This window comes from Trinickia caryophylli (assembly GCF_034424545.1).
Taxonomy (GTDB): Bacteria; Pseudomonadota; Gammaproteobacteria; order Burkholderiales; family Burkholderiaceae; genus Trinickia; species Trinickia caryophylli.
Genome location: NZ_CP139970.1, coordinates 2,332,267 through 2,353,692, shown reverse-complemented (window position 1 = coordinate 2,353,692; position 21,426 = coordinate 2,332,267). Strand labels below are relative to the sequence as shown.

At 62.6% G+C, this 21,426-nt stretch carries 20 protein-coding genes, 1 tRNA gene and 2 pseudogenes; 13 read left to right on the top strand and 10 right to left on the bottom strand.

Going from position 1 to position 21,426, the window contains the following annotated elements; translation table 11 throughout:
- Positions 1 to 16: 16 nt before the first annotated feature.
- Entirely contained in the window at positions 17 to 520 is a 504-nt protein-coding gene (gene def / locus U0034_RS10575; RefSeq protein WP_085228416.1) for a peptide deformylase, read from the bottom strand.
- 255 nt (positions 521 to 775) lie between these two features.
- Between def and dprA the strand changes: the two genes are divergently transcribed.
- The 3 genes from dprA (at position 776) to U0034_RS10560 (ending at position 5,215) form a co-directional block, all read left to right on the top strand.
- Positions 776 to 1,969: a DNA-processing protein DprA gene (gene dprA, locus U0034_RS10570; protein WP_085228556.1), complete on the top strand. Its 1,194-nt coding sequence runs from the start codon at positions 776 to 778 to the stop codon at positions 1,967 to 1,969.
- Between the two features lie 49 nt (positions 1,970 to 2,018).
- Positions 2,019 to 2,396 (top strand): thioredoxin family protein, encoded by a 378-nt coding sequence (locus U0034_RS10565; RefSeq protein WP_085228414.1) that lies wholly within the window; start codon positions 2,019 to 2,021, stop codon positions 2,394 to 2,396.
- Between the two features lie 191 nt (positions 2,397 to 2,587).
- A complete protein-coding gene (locus U0034_RS10560) occupies positions 2,588 to 5,215 on the top strand; it encodes a DNA topoisomerase III (RefSeq protein ID WP_085228413.1) in 2,628 nt (875 codons plus the stop codon).
- Positions 5,216 to 5,421: 206 nt separating this feature from the next.
- On the opposite strand, the gene U0034_RS10555 is transcribed toward U0034_RS10560, so the two are convergent.
- Entirely contained in the window at positions 5,422 to 6,510 is a 1,089-nt protein-coding gene (locus U0034_RS10555) for a LysR family transcriptional regulator (protein WP_085228412.1), read from the bottom strand.
- Positions 6,511 to 6,763: 253 nt separating this feature from the next.
- Positions 6,764 to 8,626: a phosphoenolpyruvate carboxykinase (GTP) gene (locus U0034_RS10550; RefSeq protein ID WP_085228411.1), complete on the bottom strand. Its 1,863-nt coding sequence runs from the start codon at positions 8,624 to 8,626 to the stop codon at positions 6,764 to 6,766.
- A gap of 309 nt (positions 8,627 to 8,935) precedes the next feature.
- Here U0034_RS10550 and U0034_RS10545 point away from each other — a divergent pair, with 309 nt between their 5' ends.
- Entirely contained in the window at positions 8,936 to 9,952 is a 1,017-nt protein-coding gene (locus U0034_RS10545) for a D-2-hydroxyacid dehydrogenase family protein (protein ID WP_085228555.1), read from the top strand.
- A gap of 119 nt (positions 9,953 to 10,071) precedes the next feature.
- On the opposite strand, the gene U0034_RS10540 is transcribed toward U0034_RS10545, so the two are convergent.
- Positions 10,072 to 10,944, bottom strand: a complete 873-nt coding sequence (locus U0034_RS10540) for a patatin-like phospholipase family protein (RefSeq protein WP_085228410.1) — start codon at positions 10,942 to 10,944, stop codon at positions 10,072 to 10,074.
- Between the two features lie 285 nt (positions 10,945 to 11,229).
- Between U0034_RS10540 and U0034_RS10535 the strand changes: the two genes are divergently transcribed.
- The 7 genes from U0034_RS10535 (at position 11,230) to U0034_RS10505 (ending at position 16,608) form a co-directional block, all read left to right on the top strand.
- Positions 11,230 to 11,305 (top strand) — tRNA-Lys (locus tag U0034_RS10535).
- Positions 11,306 to 11,662: 357 nt separating this feature from the next.
- Positions 11,663 to 12,190: a PAAR domain-containing protein gene (locus U0034_RS10530; protein WP_085228409.1), complete on the top strand. Its 528-nt coding sequence runs from the start codon at positions 11,663 to 11,665 to the stop codon at positions 12,188 to 12,190.
- The gene (locus U0034_RS10525; RefSeq protein WP_085228408.1) at positions 12,187 to 12,936 is read left to right on the top strand and encodes a VRR-NUC domain-containing protein; all 750 of its coding nucleotides are present in this window, start codon (positions 12,187 to 12,189) and stop codon (positions 12,934 to 12,936) included. The genes U0034_RS10530 and U0034_RS10525 overlap by 4 nt, the downstream gene beginning before the upstream one ends.
- 10 nt (positions 12,937 to 12,946) lie before the next feature.
- Positions 12,947 to 14,164, top strand: coding sequence for a DUF3396 domain-containing protein (locus U0034_RS10520; protein ID WP_085228407.1), 1,218 nt, complete (start codon positions 12,947 to 12,949; stop codon positions 14,162 to 14,164).
- A gap of 32 nt (positions 14,165 to 14,196) precedes the next feature.
- On the top strand, positions 14,197 to 14,496 hold the full coding sequence (locus U0034_RS10515; RefSeq protein ID WP_085228406.1) for a hypothetical protein: 300 nt from the start codon (positions 14,197 to 14,199) through the stop codon (positions 14,494 to 14,496).
- A gap of 99 nt (positions 14,497 to 14,595) precedes the next feature.
- Complete coding sequence (locus U0034_RS10510; protein WP_085228405.1) at positions 14,596 to 15,522, top strand: hypothetical protein; 927 nt, start codon at positions 14,596 to 14,598, stop codon at positions 15,520 to 15,522.
- 321 nt (positions 15,523 to 15,843) lie between these two features.
- Complete coding sequence (locus tag U0034_RS10505; RefSeq protein ID WP_158243592.1) at positions 15,844 to 16,608, top strand: LabA-like NYN domain-containing protein; 765 nt, start codon at positions 15,844 to 15,846, stop codon at positions 16,606 to 16,608.
- Positions 16,609 to 16,695: 87 nt separating this feature from the next.
- Here the strand turns inward: U0034_RS10505 and U0034_RS10500 are convergent, their stop codons facing one another.
- From U0034_RS10500 to U0034_RS10490, 3 genes and pseudogenes are all read right to left on the bottom strand, one after another.
- Positions 16,696 to 16,977: a helix-turn-helix domain-containing protein gene (locus U0034_RS10500; protein WP_085228403.1), complete on the bottom strand. Its 282-nt coding sequence runs from the start codon at positions 16,975 to 16,977 to the stop codon at positions 16,696 to 16,698.
- A gap of 3 nt (positions 16,978 to 16,980) precedes the next feature.
- On the bottom strand, positions 16,981 to 17,298 hold the full coding sequence (locus U0034_RS10495) for a type II toxin-antitoxin system RelE/ParE family toxin (RefSeq protein ID WP_085228402.1): 318 nt from the start codon (positions 17,296 to 17,298) through the stop codon (positions 16,981 to 16,983).
- Between the two features lie 31 nt (positions 17,299 to 17,329).
- Positions 17,330 to 18,629 (bottom strand): annotated as a pseudogene (locus U0034_RS10490) (tyrosine-type recombinase/integrase).
- Positions 18,630 to 18,718: 89 nt separating this feature from the next.
- Here U0034_RS10490 and U0034_RS10485 point away from each other — a divergent pair.
- Positions 18,719 to 19,036 (top strand): hypothetical protein, encoded by a 318-nt coding sequence (locus U0034_RS10485; protein ID WP_158243593.1) that lies wholly within the window; start codon positions 18,719 to 18,721, stop codon positions 19,034 to 19,036.
- Between the two features lie 129 nt (positions 19,037 to 19,165).
- On the opposite strand, the pseudogene U0034_RS10480 reads toward U0034_RS10485, so the two are convergent.
- The 3 genes and pseudogenes from U0034_RS10480 to U0034_RS10470 all read right to left on the bottom strand — a co-directional run.
- Positions 19,166 to 19,315, bottom strand: a pseudogene (locus tag U0034_RS10480) (IS256 family transposase); the annotation flags it as partial.
- Between the two features lie 420 nt (positions 19,316 to 19,735).
- Positions 19,736 to 20,188, bottom strand: a complete 453-nt coding sequence (bamE, locus tag U0034_RS10475) for an outer membrane protein assembly factor BamE domain-containing protein (RefSeq protein WP_327196999.1) — start codon at positions 20,186 to 20,188, stop codon at positions 19,736 to 19,738.
- Positions 20,189 to 20,274: 86 nt separating this feature from the next.
- On the bottom strand, positions 20,275 to 20,655 hold the full coding sequence (locus tag U0034_RS10470; protein WP_085228398.1) for a DUF3597 domain-containing protein: 381 nt from the start codon (positions 20,653 to 20,655) through the stop codon (positions 20,275 to 20,277).
- A gap of 315 nt (positions 20,656 to 20,970) precedes the next feature.
- Here U0034_RS10470 and U0034_RS10465 point away from each other — a divergent pair, with 315 nt between their 5' ends.
- The gene (locus tag U0034_RS10465; RefSeq protein WP_085228397.1) at positions 20,971 to 21,399 is read left to right on the top strand and encodes a YidB family protein; all 429 of its coding nucleotides are present in this window, start codon (positions 20,971 to 20,973) and stop codon (positions 21,397 to 21,399) included.
- The last annotated feature ends 27 nt before the right edge of the window (positions 21,400 to 21,426 follow it).

Sequence of the window (21,426 nt, the reverse complement as noted above, 5' to 3'; positions counted from 1 at the left end):
TCGATCGGGGCGCGCATCACATCGCGTGCGCGAGCTTTTTCATCTTCGTCTTGATGCGCGACTGCTTGAGCGGCGACAGATATTCGACGAAAACGCGCCCCATCAGATGATCCATTTCATGCTGGACGCACACGGCGAGCAGCCCTTCGCAGTCGAGCTCGAACGTCTCGCCGCGCTCGTTGAGCGCGCGCACGCGCACACGCTCGGCGCGCTCGACGGCGTCATAGATGCCGGGCACCGAGAGGCAGCCCTCTTCGGAAACCTTGTGTTCGTTGCTCGACCACACGATCTCGGGGTTGATGAAGGCGAGAAGCTGATCGTGCGCCTCCGACACGTCGATGACGATGACGCGCTCGTGCACGTCCACCTGCGTGGCGGCAAGGCCGACGCCGGGCGCCGCGTACATCGTCTCGGCCATGTCGGCAACGAGCTTGCGGATGCGGTCGTCTACGACCGTCACGGGTTTCGCGATCTTGTGCAACCGCTTGTCCGGGTAATGCAGGATGGTCAGTAAGGCCATGGTTGAAAATCGTTGCTGCCGTGCGGCGCGGTGCTTCGCGCCGGGCGATTCATAAGCTCTCCGCGATCGTCGATAACCCATTCGGCCAGCTTGTACGGCAAGAGCCGTCTGCCGAAGATATCGAGCAATGGACATCGGCCCCGCGCTCTTTTTTCAGCACGAAGAAAGTGCCGGGGCGCACGACGCCGGGAGATTTCGGATGGTGAAAATTTTAGCATGGCGCCTGCGAATGCGCAGGACGTGGGGTGCAAAGCCATGCGAGCGCACCCGATAAACGAAGCCGAGCTCGGCGCATGGCTCGCGCTGACCGGCGCGCGCGGGCTCGGCCCGGTCGCGTTGCGCGCGTTGCTGGCGGCGTTCGGCTCGCCGATGGCGCTGCGCGCCCAACCGTTCGGTGCGCTGGCGGCCGTGGCTGGCGAGGCGGCGGCGCGCGCGGTGCTCGCGCCGCCGCCAGCCACCATCTGCGCGCATCTGCCCGCTGTGACGGCCTGGTGCGCGCAGCCGGACAATCACCTGCTCGCGCTCACTGACCCAGCCTATCCGCCGGGCTTGCTCGCAATGCACGACCCGCCGCCGCTGCTTTATGTCAAAGGCCGCCTGGATCTGTTGCACACGGCGGCGATCGCGATCGTCGGCAGCCGTGACGCCACGCCGCAAGGGCTCGAAGACGCCGGGCGCTTTGCCGAAGCGCTCGCCCGCGCCGGCCTCGCGGTGGTCTCCGGCCTCGCACTCGGGATCGACGGCGCGGCGCACCACGGCGCGCTGCGCGCCGAGCGCGGCGGCACGGTGGCGGTGGTGGGCACCGGCATCGATCTCGTCTACCCCGCCCGCCACCATGCGCTCGCGCATGCCATCGCCGCACAGGGCGCGATCGTGTCCGAGTGGCCCCTCGGCACGCCCGCCCGCCCCGCCCATTTCCCGCAGCGCAACCGGCTGATCGCAGGGCTCGTGAAGGGCGTGCTCGTCGTGGAAGCGGCCGTGCGCTCCGGCTCGCTCATCACGGCCCGGCTTGCCAACGAAATGGGGCGCGACGTGTTCGCGCTGCCCGGCTCGATCCACGCGCCGCTCGCACGCGGCTGTCACGCGCTCATCAAGGAAGGCGCGAGGCTCACGGAAACGCCTGAGGAAATCCTCGACGAGCTCGGCCTCTCCCTCCCATCGGCGCCGCGCCGGCCGCAACGGGCGGATGCCGGTACCGACGGTGCGTCGGGCGGCACCCCCGACGAGCCGCCCGACGCACCGAGTCTCAGCCCGAAAGCCGAACGCGTGCTGGCCGCGCTCGGCCATGCGCCCGCCACGCTTGAAATCCTGGCCGCGCGGACCGATCTGCCGGGTGCCGCCTTGCAGGCGGCGCTGCTCGAGCTCGAGCTGAGGGCATGCGCGCACGCGTTGCCGGGTGGCCGTTTCGTCCGTGCAGCGCGCGCCGGGCCGCCAAGCCGCCATGCATAGCCGTGCTACATTCTCCTGAAAACGAAACCGACACACGCAAGGAAACACGATGCCCGCGCTGAATCTCGATACCGATTCCGACCGGATCGCCGAGCGCGTCAACGACAGCCAAACGCTCCTCGTCGCTTGCCTGTGCGCGCAATGGTGCGGGACCTGCCGCGAGTACCGCCCCCAATTCGACCGGCTGGCCGATGCCCACCCGGACGTCTGCTTCGTCTGGATCGATATCGAAACCCATGCGGACCGTTTCGACGATCTCGACGTGGAGAACTTTCCGACTCTGCTGATCGAAGATGGCGTCACCACGCGCTTTTTCGGCACCGTGCTACCGCATATCGCCATTGCCGAGCGGCTGCTGTCCGATCTGAACGCGCTGCCCGGCGCGGTGGGCGCGCCCAAGCTGCGCCCGGCGCTGGCGCTTGCTTGACGCCCGCCCCGGGGGCTTGTATTCCGCCCGCCGCAGCCCGCGCGGCACGTTCGATGCATGTGCTCGCGCGTGCCGTGGGGACCCCGCTCATTTCCGATGGAGCGCCGCCACACTCCCGCCGTGTGCTATAAAGCGGTCGTTAAAGGAAACACGATACGGGTTACGACCCCGGCCTACTACACCATACAGTCATGTCCAAGGCACTGATCATTGCGGAGAAGCCATCTGTCGCGAACGACATCGCGCGTGCGCTCGGCGGCTTCACCAAACATGACGAGTACTACGAGAGCGACGAGTACGTTCTTTCGTCGGCTGTCGGCCACCTGCTCGAGATCGCCGCGCCCGAAGAGTACGAGGTCAAGCGCGGCAAGTGGAGTTTCGCGCATCTGCCCGTCATCCCGCCACATTTCGACCTGAACCCGATCGCGAAAAGCGAATCGCGGCTCAAGGCGCTCACCAAGCTGATCAAGCGCAAGGACGTCGACCGGCTCATCAACGCCTGCGACGCGGGGCGCGAAGGCGAACTCATCTTCCGCCTGATCGCTCAGCATGCGAAAGCCAAGCAGCCGGTGCAGCGGCTTTGGCTCCAGTCGATGACGCCGGCCGCCATCCGCGACGGCTTTGCGCACTTGCGCGGCGACGCCGACATGCAGCCGCTCGCCGACGCCGCGCGGTGCCGCTCCGAGGCCGACTGGCTCGTCGGCATCAACGGCACGCGCGCGATGACCGCGTTCAACAGCAAGGGAGGCGGCTTTTTCCTGACCACGGTCGGGCGCGTCCAGACGCCTACGCTGTCGATCGTCGTCGAGCGCGAGGAAAAGATCCGGCATTTCGTGCCCCGCGATTATTGGGAAGTGCGCGCCGAATTTGTCTGCGCGGGCGGCTTCTATGAAGGGCGCTGGTTCGATCCCAAGTTCAAGCGCGACGAGTTCGACCCCGAGAAGCGCGACTCGCGGCTCTGGAGCGTGGCGGCGGCGGAAACCGTCGTTGCCGCCTGCCGCGAGCAGATCGGCACGGTCAGCGAGGAATCCAAGCCGTCGAGCCAGCTCTCGCCGCTGCTGTTCGATCTGACGAGCCTGCAGCGGGAGGCGAACTCGCGCTTCGGCTTTTCGGCGAAGAACACGCTGGGTCTCGCCCAGGCGCTCTATGAAAAGCACAAGGTGCTCACCTACCCGCGTACCGACGCGCGCGCGCTGCCCGAGGACTATCTCGGCACGGTGAAGAGCACGCTCGAGATGCTCAAGGAGAGCAACAACTATCTCCCGTTCGCCAAGCAGGCGCTCGACAAGGGCTGGGTGAAGCCGAACAAGCGCATCTTCGACAATTCGAAGATCAGCGACCACTTCGCCATTATTCCGACGCTGCAGGCACCGAAGGCACTCTCGGAGCCCGAGCAGAAGCTGTACGACCTCGTCGTCAAGCGGTTCCTGGCCGTATTCTTCCCCGCCGCCGAGTACCGCGTGACCACCCGCATCACCGAAGTGGCCGGGCATCACTTCAAGACGGAAGGCAAGGTGCTCGTCGAGCCGGGCTGGCTGCAAATCTATGGACGCGAGTCGAGCGGCGACGACGCCAACCTCGTCCCGGTCCAGAAAGACGAGAAGGTCAAGACCGACAAGATCGAGGCACACGGCCTCACGACGAAGCCGCCTGCGCGCTACAACGAAGCGACGCTGCTCTCCGCGATGGAAGGGGCGGGCAAGCTCGTCGAAGACGACGACCTGCGCGCCGCCATGGCGGCCAAGGGGCTCGGCACGCCGGCCACGCGCGCGGCCATCATCGAAGGGCTGCTCGGCGAAAAATACCTCGTGCGGGAAGGCCGCGACCTGATCCCGACCGCGAAGGCGTTCCAGCTCATGACGCTGCTGCGCGGACTCGGCGTGAAGGAACTGACGGCTCCCGAGCTGACCGGCGAATGGGAGCATAAGCTCGCGCAGATGGAGCGCGGAAAACTTGCACGCGATGCATTCATGCAGGAAATCGCGCGCATGACGCAAACGATCGTGAAGCGTGCGAAGGAGTACGACTCCGACACGATTCCGGGCGACTACGCCACGCTTTCCACGCCGTGCCCGAACTGCGGTGGGCAAGTGAAGGAGAACTATCGGCGCTTCGCCTGCACGCAATGCGAATTTTCGATCTCGAAGATTCCAGGGAGCCGCCAGTTCGAGATCGACGAAGTGGAAACGCTGCTCGCAAAGAAAGAGATCGGACCTCTCTCGGGTTTTCGCAGCAAGATGGGCCGGCCATTCTCCGCGATCCTCAAGCTCTCGTTCGATGACGAGATCAAGAACTACAAGCTCGAGTTCGATTTCGGCCAGGACCAGGGCGGCGAGGAAGGCGAAGCGCCCGACTTCTCCGATCAAGAGCCGGTGGGCGCCTGCCCGAAATGCCATGCGCGCGTGTTCGAGCACGGCATGAGCTACGTTTGCGAGAACTCCGTCGCGTCGCCGAAGACCTGCGATTTCCGCTCCGGGAAGGTGATCCTGCAGCAGGAGATCGCGCGCGAGCAAATGGCGAAGTTGCTCGGAGAAGGGCGCACGGATCTGCTGACGGGCTTCAAATCGTCGCGCACGGGCCGTAACTTCAAGGCCTACCTCGTCAAGCAAAGCGACGGGAAGATCGGCTTCGAGTTCGAGAAGAAGGAGCCCTCCGCCAAGTCGGCGGCGAAAACGGCGGCAGCCCGCGCAACGGCGGCGGGCAACGGCGGGACACCGGGCGACGAAGCGGCACCGGCGGCCGCCAAGAAGACCGCGGGCAAGCCGGCTGCGAAGACTACGGCCGCCAAAAAGGCGGCCGCGAGAAAGGTCGACGCCTGAGGGCCGATGCGTGAAGAACGGGCGCCGCCGCGGCACACCTCGGCGCCCGGTCCGTCGGAAGAAAAAATGGGCCGGCGTCCTTTGCGGACGCCGGCCCATTTTGCATTCGCGCGCGCCGCCGCGCCTTCGCGTCTTCGCGCCTGGTGATGAGTGCGGTTACGCGCCCAGCGCCGCCGGGTGCCAACGGCTGACTCGGCGGGGCCGGTTCACAGCGGCGAAGGCGTGGTCACACGCGGGCGCGCCGCACGCGGCACTTTCGCCAGCGAACCGCTCGGGTGCGCGGCGTGGGGCTTTGCGGCCACCTCGCGCTCCGCCGGCTCTTCGGACGCGCTCGCGCGCGGCGCCTGGGGTTCGACAGGAACGGGCTTGCCGTCGTTGAGCCACAGCTCGCCGATAGTGCCGTTGGGCGTCTGGCTGAAATGCTCGACGAGGTGATCGATGAACGTGCGCACCTTCGCCGGCAGATGGCGCCGGCTCGGATAGCCGATGCTCACCTCCACCTGCGGCAACCGGTAGTCCGACAACACCCGCACGAGGTTGCCGCGCGTGGCATCGCTGCCGATCAGGTAGCTCGGCAAAATGGCGATGCCCATGCCGAGCAGTGCGAACTGGCGCAGCATCTCCGTATTGTTGGCCACGATGACATTCGACGGACGCACGCGGATTTCACCCTCGGGGCCGGTGAAAACGCGCTCGTCGCCCCAGTATTCGGACGGCAGGCTCAGACACTTGTGATCGACGAGCTGCTCGGGCCGCGTGGGCGTACCGTGCTTCTCCAAATACGCCGGCGTGGCGCAGACGATCAGGCAGCCCGCGGTAAGCCGGCGAGTAACGATGCTGGCGCTGCGCATCTTTTGCGCAATGACGATGCCGACATCGAAACCTTCCTCGACGAGATCGACACCGCGGTCGACGAGTGTCAGATCGGGCACGACCTTCGGATAGCGATCGACATAGGTCTGCAGAACCGGCGCGAGATTGTGCAGACCGAAAACGACGGGTGCGACAATTCGTAGCGTGCCGACAGGCTCGTGATTGCGCGCGACGACCATCTGCTCCACGTCTTCGAGCTCATCGAGAATCTGCCGCGCGCGTTCGAGATAGACCTGCCCCGATTCGGTCAACGAGAGGCTGCGGGTAGTGCGGTTCAGCAAGCGCGTGCCGAGCCGTGCCTCGAGATCGGCCACATGGCGGGTAGCAACCGCGTTGGAGATGTCCATCGCGCTCGCCGCTCGCGCAAAACTGCCGAGATCGGCCACTTTCACGAAAACGCGCATCGACTGCAAATGATCCATTGAGGACTCCTGCCGCTTTTTGACTGCCCGAAAAAAATTCCCGAGCCAATTCGCAATTGTCCTACGACTAGCAAATCACCGCAGAGTTGCCTCCATGAAGAGGAAATTCCGTCAAATAAGCGGTGACAGGCCGCAAAAGCAGGCTGCGCCCCGGATCTGCCGCTTGCAGCCGACAAAAAAAGACCGCCTGATGGCGGTCTGAAGGGATGGCGCAAGTTCGGTGCAACGACCGCGAAAGCCGCTGCACGCGGCTTCAGGTGGTGGCCAGACGCTCCTCGATGCCGGCCTTGGCATGCGTGAGCGCTTCGGGCAGCCGGTGGCGCAGCTTGTCGAAGAGTTCGGCATGCAGCGCAAGCTCTTCGCGCCATGCCGCATCGTCGACCGAGATCACCTGATCGAACTGCTCGCGGGTGAAATCGAGCCCCGTCCATTCCAGATCTTCATAGCGCGGCGAAATCCCGAAAGCGTGATCGACGCCGGCCGCGCGGCCCTCGATCCGACCGACCATCCAGTGCAGCACGCGCATGTTCTCGCCGAAGCCGGGCCAGACGAACTTGCCGTCGGCCCCCTTGCGGAACCAGTTGACGCAAAAGATTTTCGGCAGATTTCCGCCGAGCGCATCGATGCGCTCGCCGACCTTGAGCCAATGATCGAAGTAATCGGCCATGTTGTAGCCGCAAAACGGCAGCATTGCGAACGGGTCGCGCCGCACCACCCCCTGCCTGCCGGCCGCGGCGGCCGTGGTCTCCGAACCCATCGTCGCCGCCATGTAGACGCCCTCGACCCAGTTGCGCGCCTCCGTGACGAGCGGCACCGTGCCCGAGCGGCGCCCGCCGAAGATGAAGGCATCGAGCGGCACGCCGTCGGGGTTCTCCCAGTCTGGATCGATCGACGGACACTGCGACGCGGGCGCCGTGAAGCGCGCGTTCGGGTGCGCGGCCTTGCGCCCCGTCTCCTTCGCGATTTCAGGCGTCCAGTCCTGCCCTTGCCAGTCGGTCAGGTGGGCGGGCGGCGTGTCGGTCATGCCCTCCCACCAGACATCGCCGTCATCGGTCAGCGCGACGTTCGTGAAGATGACGTTGGCCTTGAGCGTTGCCATGGCGTTGTAGTTCGTCTTCTCGCTCGTGCCCGGCGCGACGCCGAAATAGCCGGCTTCGGGATTGATGGCGTACAGGCGCCCGTCCTTGCCGGGCTTGATCCACGCGATATCGTCGCCGATCGTCGAAATCGACCAGCCGCTCATGCTGGGCGGAGGAATCAGCATCGCGAAATTGGTCTTGCCGCACGCCGAGGGGAACGCCGCCGCGACGCGGTATTTGCGGTTCTCGCGCGACGTCACGGTCAGAATCAACATGTGCTCGGCGAGCCAGCCTTCGGCACGCCCCATCGCCGAAGCGATGCGCAGCGCGAAGCACTTCTTGCCGAGCAGCGCGTTGCCGCCGTAGCCCGAGCCGAAACTCCAGATCTCGCGCGATTCGGGAAAGTGAACGATGTACTTCGTGTCGTTGCAAGGCCACGACACATCGCGCGCGCCCGCCGCGAGCGGCGCGCCCACCGAGTGCACGCACGGCACGAACGGGCCATCGGCGCCGAGCACCTCGTACACCTGGCGGCCCATGCGCGTCATGATCTTCATGTTGACGACGACATAGGGGCTGTCGGTGAGTTCGATACCGATATGGGCGATCGGCGAACCGATCGGGCCCATGGAGAACGGCACTACGTACATCGTGCGGCCGCGCATCGAGCCGTCGAAAAGCCCATCGAGCGTGGCGCGCATTTCCCGCGGATCGACCCAGTTGTTGGTCGGCCCGGCGTCCTCACGACGGCTCGAGCAGATGAAGGTGCGGTCTTCCACGCGCGCAACGTCGGACGGATCCGACCACGCGAGATAGGAGTTGGGACGTTTTTCCGGGTTGAGCCGCTTGAGCGTCCCGGCCTCGACCATCTGCGCGCAGAGGCGATCGTATTCTTCCTGCGAGCCGTCGCACCAGACGATGCGATCGGGTTTCGTCAGCGCGGCGACGCGCTGCACCCATTCGAGCAGCCCGCGATGTCTGACGAATGCGGGCGCGTCAACAGCGGGCTCGCCTCCAAAAGCGACTGGATGGTTCATCGAGCAGTCTCCGTTTTATGTTCGTTGAAGGGGAAACGGTGGGCGCCCGCTGACGCTGCGAACGAGAGGCACACGCGTACCCGTACGCTGCGGGTGCGCATGAAAAGCGTGGCGTCAGGAGCCTCGCAGCTTGCGCGCGATCGCAACAAGCTGTTAAAAAGAAGCGATCCTGCCAAACGAAAGCGGCAATGAGCATCGTGCGTGAGCTGCTGCATTCATCGTGCCAGCTCGGATGTCTTCGACAGGTTGGAACCGACAGCATATCACCGCGTCTATTGCGTTCAACGTGCACTGCAAAACCATCCCTATATGAAAATCGCAATCCTCGACGACTATCAGGACGCTGTCCGCAAACTCGATTGTTTTCAAATGCTTGCCAGCCATGAAGTCAAGGTGTTCAACAACACCGTGCGGGGCCTCGGCCAGTTGGCGAGCCGCCTGGCCGAAGTCGATGCGCTCGTGCTGATTCGCGAGCGCACACGCGTGACGTCGCAGTTGCTGGACAAGTGTCCGCACCTGCGCATGATCAGCCAGACCGGAAAAATTTCGAGCCATATCGACTTGCCGGCTTGTACCGAACGCGGCATCGCGGTGCTCGAGGGGACCGGCTCGCCCACCGCGCCGGCCGAATTGACGTGGGCGCTGATCATGTCGGCGCAGCGGCGCATCCCCCAGTACGTCGCGAATCTGAAGCAAGGTGCCTGGCAACAATCGGGGCTGAAGACCTCGGCGCTGCCGCCGAACTTCGGGCTCGGGCAGGTGCTGCACGGGCAGACGCTGGGCGTGTGGGGCTATGGGAAGATCGGACGGCTCGTGGCCGGCTATGGCAAAGCCTTCGGCATGCGCGTGCTGATCTGGGGGCGCGAGCATTCGATCGAAGCGGCGAAAGCGGACGGCTACGAAACCGCGGAAAGCCGCGAAGCGCTCTTCGAGCAGAGCGATGTGCTGACGCTGCATCTGCGGCTCAGCGACGGCACGCGGGGGATCGTGAAGCAGGACGACCTCATGCGGATGAAGCCCACGGCGCTTTTCGTCAATACGAGCCGGGCCGAGCTGCTCGAGGAGAACGCGCTCATGAACGCGCTGGCGCACTACCGGCCCGGCATGGCGGCCGTGGACGTCTACGAGAACGAGCCGATTCTGCAAGGCTACGGGCTGTTGCGGATGGAAAACGTGATCTGCACGCCGCATATCGGCTACGTCGAGCACGAAAGCTACGAGCTTTATTTCAGCGCCGCGTTCAAGAACATCCTCGCCTTCAACGAAGGGGATACGTCGAACGTCGCCAATCCGGAGGCGTTGTCCGTCGTGCGGCGGCGTGCGTAGGCAGCCGGTTGCCGGACGGGCCTCGCGCTGCATATGGCGGCGCCCGTTTGCCGATGCGCAGCGCGCGGGCTTATCCGTGCTATCCGGCTGTATCGGCGCTTATGCGTGCTTAGGCGTGCTTATGCGTGCGCCGGCGTCATCTCGACGAGCGCGGGCAAGCGACGCAGGAATGCTTCGCCGTCCGCGCGGCCAAGCTCGTAGGCCGGCTGCATCAGCGCCGGCTGCGTGTAGTCCCAACTCGAGATCGGAACTTTGCGCGACGGCTGCACGTAGATGCGCTGCTGCGCGCCGCGTGCGATCACGAACGTCTGCTCGCGCGGATAGAGCCGGGTGACCATGACGAGCACGCGGCCGGGGGCGTCGTCCAGGGCGCCTACCGGTACGTTGTCGACCATGCCGCCGTCGAGTACCGGCCGGCCGTCGCGGCGCAGGACCGGTGTGAAGGGCGGCGTGCATGACGACTGAAGAATGAGGTCGGCCAGTTGCTCGACGTCGGCGCAGTCTTGCACGCGTACGTATTCAGGCCGAAAGCCGAGCTTTTGGCCGAGCGTAGGGTGCAGCGTCTTCCGTACGTGTTTTTCGATGTTGTAGGCGATGAGGCCCGCCGCGACCGACGTGCGCGCGCCGAGCCAGCGCGGGATGTGCGAGACGCCGACGCGGATCTCTGGGGCGCCGGCAAGTTTCGCGAACGATTCGCCGTAGATGTCGAGCAGCGCCTGACGGTAGATGCGGTAATGCGGGAAGACGGTCGCGCCGCGGCGCCACAGGTTGCCCCAGTAGGCGTTCCTGCGGTTTTCCCGCAGCGCTTCTTCGTAGTAACGCATGACCCAGCGGGAGTCGCGCGTGTAGAGCATGCAGGCCGTGGCCGCGCCGGCGGAGATTCCGGCGATTACGCGCGGCGCGAGGCCCGCTTCGGGCTGGACGACGTCCCAGAAGCCGGCCTGCCACCAGCAGCGGTTGCCGCCGCCAGCGAACACCACTTGGTCGAACACGGTTGCCGGTCCTTTTCTGTCGTTTCGAAGGGGGTTTCGTTTGGCGCAATGCAAGCGGCTCGGCGTACCCGGTATGGGCTTCGCTCCATGCTCGTGCGCATTCAGGCGCGAATCATACCGGGGGACGCGTGGTTCGATCAAAGAGTCCGGCGTCCAAAAACTTGGGCACCCGCTGGGTTGGGGCCCCGCACGGACGATGTCGGGGCCGTGGCGAACGGGAATTCGAAAAAATCACGATGGGGGCTTGGCAAGCCCGAAAAAGTCCTGCATAATCTGCAGTCTGTTGGGGCGTTAGCTCAGTTGGTAGAGCAGCGGACTCTTAATCCGTAGGTCGAGTGTTCGAGTCACTCACGCCCCACCAAGAAATTCAAGCACTTAGCCCAGTCTACACGGCTGGGCTTTTTGCTTTCTGGGTTTCGTGTAGGCACGGTGTAGGCATTTTGGGTCTACATCAATCCATGCCGATACATATCGACCAGCCTCCTCTTCGCTGCGATACGCATGCCTCGAGTAGGTCAGCGCCGAATACGCAGGCCTCCGGCGTTAGCGTCGTATGCGCCGCGCAAACCAGCGGAAGCACAGATCCACGGCGAATCCGCTAAGGCAAAGCGCTGCGTGCGGATGTGACGCGCGAAAGCTCTGTCAACGTCGACAAGGTAGTCCCCGGAAAACCCCGCTGTGCTAAATTCCTCCGACAAAAAAAGAGAGGGCACAGATTATGGGTTTTGCATTCATCCGCGAAGGCGATACGACTTCGCACGGCGGTCGCGTGCTGGCCTGTTCGCCAGAGAACAAGTCGGACGGCGTCCCCCTCGCTCTCCTGGGCGACAAGGTGTCATGCCCCAAGTGCGGCGGGATTTACCCGATCGTCGGCGTCAAAAATCTCGGCGTGACGTTCGACGGTCGTCCCGTCGCGTCCGAAGGGGACACAACCGCGTGCGGCGCCACGCTCATCGCATCGCAGAACAACACGACCGCCGAGCCGACGTCCGGTCCCGGTGGCGCTGTCGGAGGTGGCAAGAGCGTTGTGTCGGATACCAACTCGCAAACGCCCCATCGGGGCAGATTCCAGGTGCTCGACGACGTCACCCGCCGGCCGGTCGCCGGTCACCCCTACACCATCAAATCGTCGGACGGACGAACGGTGCAGGGGAAGACGGACGCTAACGGGTTCACCGAATGGCTCGAGGGGGACGAGGGTTCCTCGCTGGTGTTCAGCCACCCGGGAAGCGAGAGCGCAGAATGAGCGGTTACGGCGCCGGCTACTCGACGGGCGGCACCGCCTCCGGTGACGGTCGGACCACGCAAGTCGGTCTGCAAAGCGGGTTGTCGCCAAAAGACCGAGCAGTCTTGTGCGATGCCGTTTGCAACTGCAAAAGGATCGGCGTGGCCTCGGTCGACGGCAAGATCCAGCGCCAACGATGCGTCATGCAACGGCTGAACTACCAAGACATGGTTTCGCAGGTCACCACCGGCCAGCGAACGGTATACCGTCCAGAAGTCGCCTACGACATGCGTCCCGGCGTGCCAACGCCGATCATGAGTTCCCAAGACCCGCTCCAGCCGCATCCATTCCTTCCCAACTGGCTCAACAAGTATTGGCCCGGCGGCTACGCCGAGTACACGAAATTGGCGGGGCAAGGCTTGATTCGTCGGCCAGACGTTATCGTCGTCAACGACCCCGATCAGCCACCGGTGCAGTCGAACATTAAAATGTGCGTGGAAATGAAGTTTCCACCCGACGATTTTAGTCGTGAGCAACGGACGGACTACATTCGGATCGCAGGCGGGCCGAACAAGTTTGAGCGGATCGGTCCGGCGGAATGCAAGTGCGGGGAGGAAAAAGAGGACACGGAGACCTCGAAATCCTCTCAGCCGAAAGCCTCCAAACAATCCGATCTCGAAGATCTCTTTGGCGGTGGCAGCAGTACGTCGATGGGCAGCGGACCGCCGCCGCTTCCGCCGATGCCTCCCCTTCCCGTTTTCCCGTGAGCACGTTGTCATGACGGATGAAGAAATCGCAGCATGGGCGAAAGATCCTCGCCGCGCGGACACACTCCCTTTCGGGCTGTTTGAGCCTGCGTACAGAAAGGGCATCACGGGCGCCGCGCTCGTCGTGCGCGGGGTCCTGTATTTCCGGAACGGGTACACGCCGACGGTCCGAAAAGCGTTGGTGCAATGCTTTCAACAGTACGCCGCGATGGTGGACGAGTATCACCATGCCCTTGAAGTCGCGGCGGGTCAAAAGCCCTCGAAAGAAGGTCCCCTCCGGTGGTTTTACACGGAAGGCAAGCAGCCGATGGCATACGAGAAGGCCCCGGCGTTCGAGCGTCTAGCGACATCAACACCTGGAGATACATCGCTTGTCGCGACGATGACCAGCGCCGACCACAAACTTGCAACCGGGTTTTACGAGTTTTCCGTGTTTGCGCTCGGAGAATGGAAGGCGACGCATAACCGCGGACTCGATACCCTCGTTTTCACCGTTCCTCGAGCGTTCCTGGAACAGCGCCCGGGCAAGTTCCAGGCATTGTTCGTAGCGATGTGCGAAGCACTGCCCATCGTTCATGGGCACGCCGGCTACGGCGTGAATCTTCCGCCAATGGAACTTAACGCTAATGAGGCGAGCGAATACTTTTACGCCCGTCGCTACGGGCCGGGCATCGACGTCGGCGACCCCATGGGTTACAGCACCGTGATGCTGGAAGGGGCGATCAAAACGGTAGACTGGATCGTCGCGCTGGACGCGGACCTCGTGCGCGCCGCCGGGGGAGCCGACTCGCTCACACTGCCGCCGGACTGGTACGTGCGTCAGCCGTTGAGCGACGGTGGCTTGATCGTCCAAGCAGGCGTTGCACCGCAAGCCAGTGTGTCCGCCGGGCCGGAGAAGCCTCTGCTGCCCCCGCCGGCGTACGTGCTGCTCGACGCGGCGCTACGTCCCATCATCGCCGAGAAGATGGACATCTTGCAGAGCGGTACGCTCGACAGCACCGCACCGCTGCTCAACACGACCATCGCGACCGAAGCCTGGCTGAAGCGCTTCGACGTGCCGCCCGATCAGATGACCGAACAATGGCGCGAGTTGCACAAAACACCGACGGTCGGTAGCAGCAAAGCTGCGGTCGCGGCCACTCTCGCGCGGTTTCGGAAGGCCATGGGACTGCCCGAGCCCGTTCCATCGAATACGTTCGGATACGACGGTGATACCTCGACAATATAGAGGGTTTACATCGGACGATTACGGAGATAGCCATGCCGGGGAAGCTGAACGTCGCTTTCTGGAATTACGACGTCACGCGCTTGCTTACAGAAGGGACGGTCAGAATCGAAGGTGTGGAAGCGTCCTTCCACAGCGTGCGCATCGTCCCCGAGATCTTTGAGGCGATGATCCGGCGACGTGCCTATGATGTGTCCGAACTCGGCATGACCTATTTCTTGCGGACTTTCCATCACGAATGGCACTCGCCCTTCGTGGCCATTCCCGTCTTCCTGGCCAGTCGTTTCGGCATGGGGCAATCTACATCAACAATCATTCGCTGTATCCTGTCATAGGTGACAAGTGAGCTTGCCTCCGCAAACGGATCCCTTGATGAGCGTTTAGAGTGCTGCAAACAGCATTGATCGATGAAATTCCGATAGGAAGATGTCCGCATGGAGCATCTGTTGCTCTTTCTCAAGTGGCCGCTCAAAGCCATCTGGACTGTGCTTCGATGGCTGGCTCGAGCACTAGGCGCGATAGTCATTCAGCCAGTGCTGGAGCAGGCACATCGCTATCACTTGGACTTGAGGCGCTGGCAGCGACGGTGGGTCGAGCTAACCCGTGGCATTGATACGCAGTTACTAGCAGCATCGCCCTATACCCGCGACTATCGCGACGTTTCATATTTGTTGATCCGGAACTCGAGCGAGTCAGTGATCGATGAGTTGCTGCTTTGTGCCGAGGCACAAAACGGAAGCATGAAATTTCAGGAATCGATTCGTCTTTTCCGACTCGAGCCGGGAGACGTATTTAAAGTGACTCTGCGTAGCTTTCCGATCCAAACGGTTTGGGCCACGGAGCGCGGCATATTTTCCAGCTACGAATCTACGGAAATCTTCCCAGTACGCTTGGCCCGAGACGGGCGGATCGAAGAATTCGCGCCTACGGCGCTGCGCTCTTATCCTACGCTCGTTGACCACCTCAACCCGGGGTGGCAACGTTGGGGGGAGAAGCTGTATAACGTCAAGGCTCTCGAAGATTCGATTCTAGACCTGAAGTTCTACTGGGCGCATCGTTTCTGCGGTCGATATGGCTTACTGGGGTTCAGCAGCAAGGACCTATTCAGGGACGTACTCTCTGGCAGACGCTACGGGCTGTTGCCTAGCGTCCTGCTGTACGCTCTGATGGCGAACCGCTGGATGTTAATCCTGGTGACGTGGACGCCTCTTGTGTTGCGGAAAAAACGACTGGAATTTGAAAACGATAACGACATGCGCGACGCCACCGAATATGTTCTGCGTCGTGGTGAGGGTGCTCGCCCTACTCGGATCATTCGAAAAACGGATGCCGCATCACCATCGGCCGACGACGGCATCTGATGGCAGTGCCGAGATCGCACGCGACCCTCCAACCTCGCAGGTCAGCAATCAAATGACCGTGTCGCAATCGATCGCGCATCCGCCCGTCTTCGTCGATCGGCACCTGCGCATGCGTCGGCTGCGATTGGGATAAACGATGCCCCCCGTCGCGAAGTCGCGTGCCACTGAGAGGCCGAGGTCGCCTCGCCCGCGGACGCGCTATGATAGAAAGTGTTGCAGTAATGGGCCGTTGCGCTTGCTTTAGAGCGATGCAGTGAAATCAAGAAAAGAAGACGAGAAATGAGGCGAGTCGGGGTTTATGTAGACGCGAGCAACATTAGCATGAATGGCGGTCACGGTATGCGCTTCGACGTGCTGCGAAAACTCGCATGCCGAGCTGGAGGAGAAGCGCAACGCTTGAACGTGTACCTCGCATTCGATCAACGTCGGGCCGACAGTTCGCGAGATTACGCGTCGAAGTCCAAAGGCTATCAGTCGGTGCTGCGCGATCAAGGCTTCCGGGTGACGGTAAAGAACGTCAAGCATTTCACGGACGAAGACGGCAACGAAGCATCCAAGTCCAACGCCGACCTCGATATGGCCGTAGATGCGCTAACGGAGTCCGAGCGCCTGGACACGGTTCTGCTCGTGACCGGCGATGGAGATTTCGTACAGGTGGTACGCGCCCTCCAAAGCAAGGGCTGCCGCGTGGAAGTGCTGGGCTTCGATAACGTATCGCAAGAACTTCGGGGTTCCGCAGACCAGTTCATCAACGGCTACCTGATCCCAGGTTTGCTGCCGACGCGTGATGCAACGAACCCGCAAGCGCGATGGGGTGACTTGGGCAGCCGCGTGCGGGGGCTATGCAATCGCTGGTTCGGGGAAGGATATGGCTTTATCGGCTATTGGCGATCGATGCCGGATAGCTCGATACTGATTTCGAGCGAAACTGAGGCGGCTTACTTCAAAAGCGCTTCGCTTGTTGACCCGGCCGTGGCCAATAAGCTGCCCTCCCGCACCGTGGTACTTGAATTCGATTTGTCAGACCCGTCCAAGCCCGGAGGGGCTCCCGAAGCAAAGCGAATAGAAGTCATCTCCGGTGCGTAATTGACATCGGGGATTCGCTCGTCGCGGCCGGCTGTTGGCGCACCTGTTCCCGCCGCTTCTGCTTGATACCGTCAGGCGGCGGTCAAACTACTTGGTGGCCTCCAGGCGCACCACGGCGCGGCTTCCCGTTGCTTCGGCGTAGCGGGACAGCGTGCGCAGCGACGGCATCGTGCGGCCACTCTCCATGCGCGCGACGGTCGATTGGGTCGTCTGCATCTTCTCGGCCACCTGTTCTTGAGTCAGTCCGGCACGCACACGCGCAGCAATGAGTTCACGCGCGACGGCAAATTCCGGCGCCTGCGCCTCATACTCGGCCTGGGTGGCCGGGTCCGCCAGCAGACGCTTCTTCAGGGTTGCAAGATCAGTCATCGTTCAATCCTCCTTCATCCGGGCGTAAGCCGTTTCGATGGCACGGCGCGGGGTCTTCTGCGTCTTCTTCACAAACACATGCAGCACAACCAGCCGCTGACCAGTCCTCGTAACGTATATCGCCCGCGCAATGCCATCCCGGCCCGTCATGCGGATTTCCCACAGCTTCCCCTCCAGCGGGCGCACATGGGGCATCCCGACGCGCTGCGGGCCGAACTCCGCCAGCATCTCCGCGACGTGCAGGAAACGGGCGCGCATATCGGGCGGTAGCGCCAACAATTCGGCTTCGGCCTCGGGTATCAGCTCAACATGCCACGTCATTAGTTTATCTCTTTTTTGCTATATTTGCAGGTCACTGGTTTACCGCTCGTAATCCTTGTTGGGCCTGCTGCGGCTCGAAGTCGACGCCGGCCCGCTCCAGCATCCACGCCTCGATACGGGTATGCCACTGGCGCAATAAGTCGAGCGGGCGGCGGCGGTAATGCTTCTCGGCAATGGCACTCGGCTTATGTCCCTGAATTTGCGCCACACTACCCACCGGCACCTCGCACCACTCCGCCAGCGTACCGAACGAACGGCGCAGACCGTGCAGGCTCACGTGAGGCAGTCCGGCCACACCTAGCGCCTTCGTATGGGCGATGCGTGGCTCTGCAATCTTGCCGTCGGCAGCGGTCTTTCTGGCGAACACCCATTGCGAAGGCTCCCACTTCTCGCCTCGAGCCTCCATGCGTGCCAGTAGGCGGACGTTCGGCGGCGTATCGTTGATGCGCTTGAGCTCGAGCAGCAGACTTGCCAGGTAGGGCGGCAGGGGTATGACGCGCCCCGACTCCTCTACCTTGTCGGCAATGGAAAGGCTGCGCCACTTAAAATCAACGTCATCCCACCTGAGCGCGGCCATTTCCTCGCGGCGTGCGCCGGTCAGCAATAGCGCTTGTAGGTAGGTAGAGATAACGGGGTTCTGAATCTTGCGCACGGCGGCGAACCATACGACCAATTGCTCGCGTTGCAGGCAATCCCCCTCCTTCGCGCCCACGCGTGGCACGGCGTCCTTCACACTGCGAGACTTGTAGGCATCAGCCGGAATAACGCCGAGGTACGCGGGAGTGTCCGACGCCCACCGGATGAACGCGCGTAACAAGCGATACGAGAGCGCCGCCATGGTCGGCCGCTCGGCGGTTTGCGATTTGAGCCATTCAGCGATGCGTTCGCCGGTAAGCTCGGACAGCTTGAGCGGACGCAGTGAAGCGAGCGGGCCAGCCAGTGTCAGTCCGTCGCCGCGCTTCCCCTCCTTCCCGCCTTCGTCGGCGTGCTGCACATGGTCCTGACAGTGGCGCTCGCTCCAGCGGAGCCTTACGGACTTCAAGATAGACCTCCCACGCCTCTCCAAAGGTAGCGTCTTGGCGGCGCGCTTCAGCCTTGCGGGACTCACGGGCGGCGCGCTGCTCTGCGGCTTCCTCACGCGGGTCTTTGCCAGCATCAATCAGCCGTTGCAGGCGGCGCGCTTCGTCGCGGGTGTCGTCAATCTTCCAATCCTTCGGCGCGCCAATGGTAACGTGCACTGTATCGCCCGCCAGCTTGCCCTGGAAAATGTAAGACAGTCCACCCGCCGCCGTGCCACACAGTCCCAGGCCGGATGCGCCACTATCCCAAATGAACGATTGAGACTTGCCAGCGGGGCAGCTACACGAAGCCCTACGCGCCGCTCTCGTTGACTGCTACAACCGCTACATGGCGGCGATCGATGAATTCGCGAAGGTCTTCGCATGCGGCGTGGCTCGCCGTCAAGTTTGCCCCCGAGCGGAGGCGCACGCTTTTGACTGCGGTCGTGGCTGGCGCAATCATCAATGTCCTCACGCAAGTGGTTACACGCGTGCTGCCGTCGGCGATCCTCGACAGGATGATTCCTGGAGTCATAGCGCCCCTTTTCGGGCTCGACGGTGAATATGCGTACGACGCTGCGGGCTATGAGCTGTGGTGGGAAATATGGCTTATCCCCGCCCTTATCGCTTGCGCGATAGCCTGGGGCCTGCAGCGCATTTCAGAAGCGAAGGCTCGGTGATTCAAGACGGTGGTCAGCAATGCAGGGGTATGTGCGTTTCGGGGACGTCATGAGCGACGACAAGCAAGAGAAAGAATGACTCGACTGAACCTGTCCGCATTTTTGTGTGCGAGGCGGTTAAAGGAATCGTTACCCACGCGCCTGAGTGAAGCGGTCGCCAAACAGCATAGCAAACTGGTTCATGGCCGACTTCCAGTCGAAGGCGGCGCGCACGGATTTTGCCAGGACATTGCGTAGCGCCAGCCAGAGCAGCTTGGTGGCTGCCTCGTCATTCGGGAACGTTTCGAACAGATCGAAAAAATCAGGCGTGTCGGTTTCGAGCGACACCCGGCGATTTCACTTGATCCCGAGGTGCCGCATTCTTTTGCGTGGTCCGCACTTTCCCGCGCGTGGCCGGTGTTCGCATCCGGTCGGACGGGCGGTTGATCCGCTTCCTGACTTTCGACTTCCCATTGTCGATAGGGGCGGGGGCGGCTCCAGCGGACGCGTGCGGAGACCGATGCGCCGACGGCGGCGTAACGATCCATTCCTCCTTGTACGCGGCATGCGCGGGCCGCAATGTCTCGAACATCAACAAACTCAATACCAACATCGAACGGCTGACAGTCCTTACCATCTTCAACTCATTCCGCTTTTCCGAATCACCATAAAAAGGCACTTTTGCCGCTCGCCATCAGAGCGCCCGATTTCGTTTTCTCCCTATCGGTGCTCTCTATTCGGCACATCGGAGCGCGATGTGCCCACGACCGTTCCGTCCCGAGAGAAGTGAACGTCGAACATCTCTTCGTCCGGGTAGCCACCGGACGCCCACCGCCAACTCCACACCTCCTCGTGCTTAAGCGCATACGCTGCCACGATGCCCGGCCGGCCGAGCAGTCGGCGGACCTCGTCCTTCGTCATGCCAACGTGTACACGAGCGAAATTCCCGGCGGTCAGAATCTGCGTGACGCCAACGAATTTGCCTTGCGCATCGATATCGACCCGATACGTCTCCGTCCCGTTCGGCCCCCGCGGATATTCGAGTTGTTGCGATCCGTCCTCGTTCTGCCAAACGAAATCCGGCTTGCCCGCTTGCCGGCGCACGTCGCTCAAGCCGGACACGCCCGGCGTCAAATCCTTGAACAGTAACTCGTCGGGCTTGATCAGGCTCACGACGTCGGAAACCTTTTGATCGTCGCACCCGGCAAGCGCGCCCCCGAGCGCACCTGCGAGCAACCATACGAAAACGGTTTTCGAGTTCATCCCTGGGTCAGCTCCGGCGGCAATTTGCCGCCGTTTGCCGCCAGTGCGCGCATGACTTGCCCGTGCAGCCAAATATTCATAGCCGCCGAATCGTCCATGCTGCCAGTGTAGGCAAGCTCACGCGCAAGCGCCTTGCGGTGATCGAGGCTGCTGTCCATGCCGAGCGCCTTCATCGTATCGACGATCGACATGCGCCAATTAAGGTTCTGGCCGCTGTCGGATACCAATTGATCCATCAGCGCTGCCACGTCCACATCGGCAAGCGGTAGGGCCGCCGCGGCAGCCGCCTCCGGAGCCGGCTGCACGTCCGCAGGCGGTGCCTCCTCAGGCTTCGCCTTGCCGAACAGCTTATTCACGATATCGCCGAAAATGCTCATGGTTTTCTCCCTCTCACTTGAGTAAGCGAACGACAACGATGGTTCGAACAATATCCGCATCGCGCCTTCATGACTGTCAAATATCGTCAACTCTTGAAGAAACCGTCGATGACCCCTTCCCAATAAGGTATTGGCCATCCGATGCTTGCGGTTCACCGTCGTACGTGGAGGGGTATCGGGATACCTTGGCGGCAATTGTTAAAGAATGTCAGCGAATAGCCATATCGGTCGTTGACGTTGATATGCTGCCGAAGCAGGCGCAGCACATGACCCACGCCGCCAGTTGCCCGTCACCCATTTCGCCGAGAGACCGCCATGAGCTTACTCGATACCCTTGGAGCGCTTGCCGGAAGCGCCCCATCCGGCAACACGCCGTCCGCTCAGTTGATCGCTGTAGCGCTCAATTACATCAACACTCAACCCGGCGGGCTGAGCGGCGTGGTGCAAAACTTCGAGCGCAGCGGGCTAGGCGGGCTCGTTCAATCGTGGATAGCGAATGGCGACAACCTGCCCGTTTCCGAGGAGCAACTTCACGGCGCGCTCGGAGCGGACACAGTCTCCTCGCTCGCACAGCAAGTGGGTATGCAACCGGGCGAAGCGCTGAGCGCACTCACAAAGGTTCTGCCCGCGCTTGTCAACGCCGCGACGCCGGATGGCCAGGCGCCGAGTTCCGGCCAGCTCAGCATGCCTGGTGCCGGCGGCGCGATCGCCGAATTGGCGAGCCTGTTCGGCAGCCGGAGCTAGTCTCGCGGGTCACGCCGTGGCGTGCCC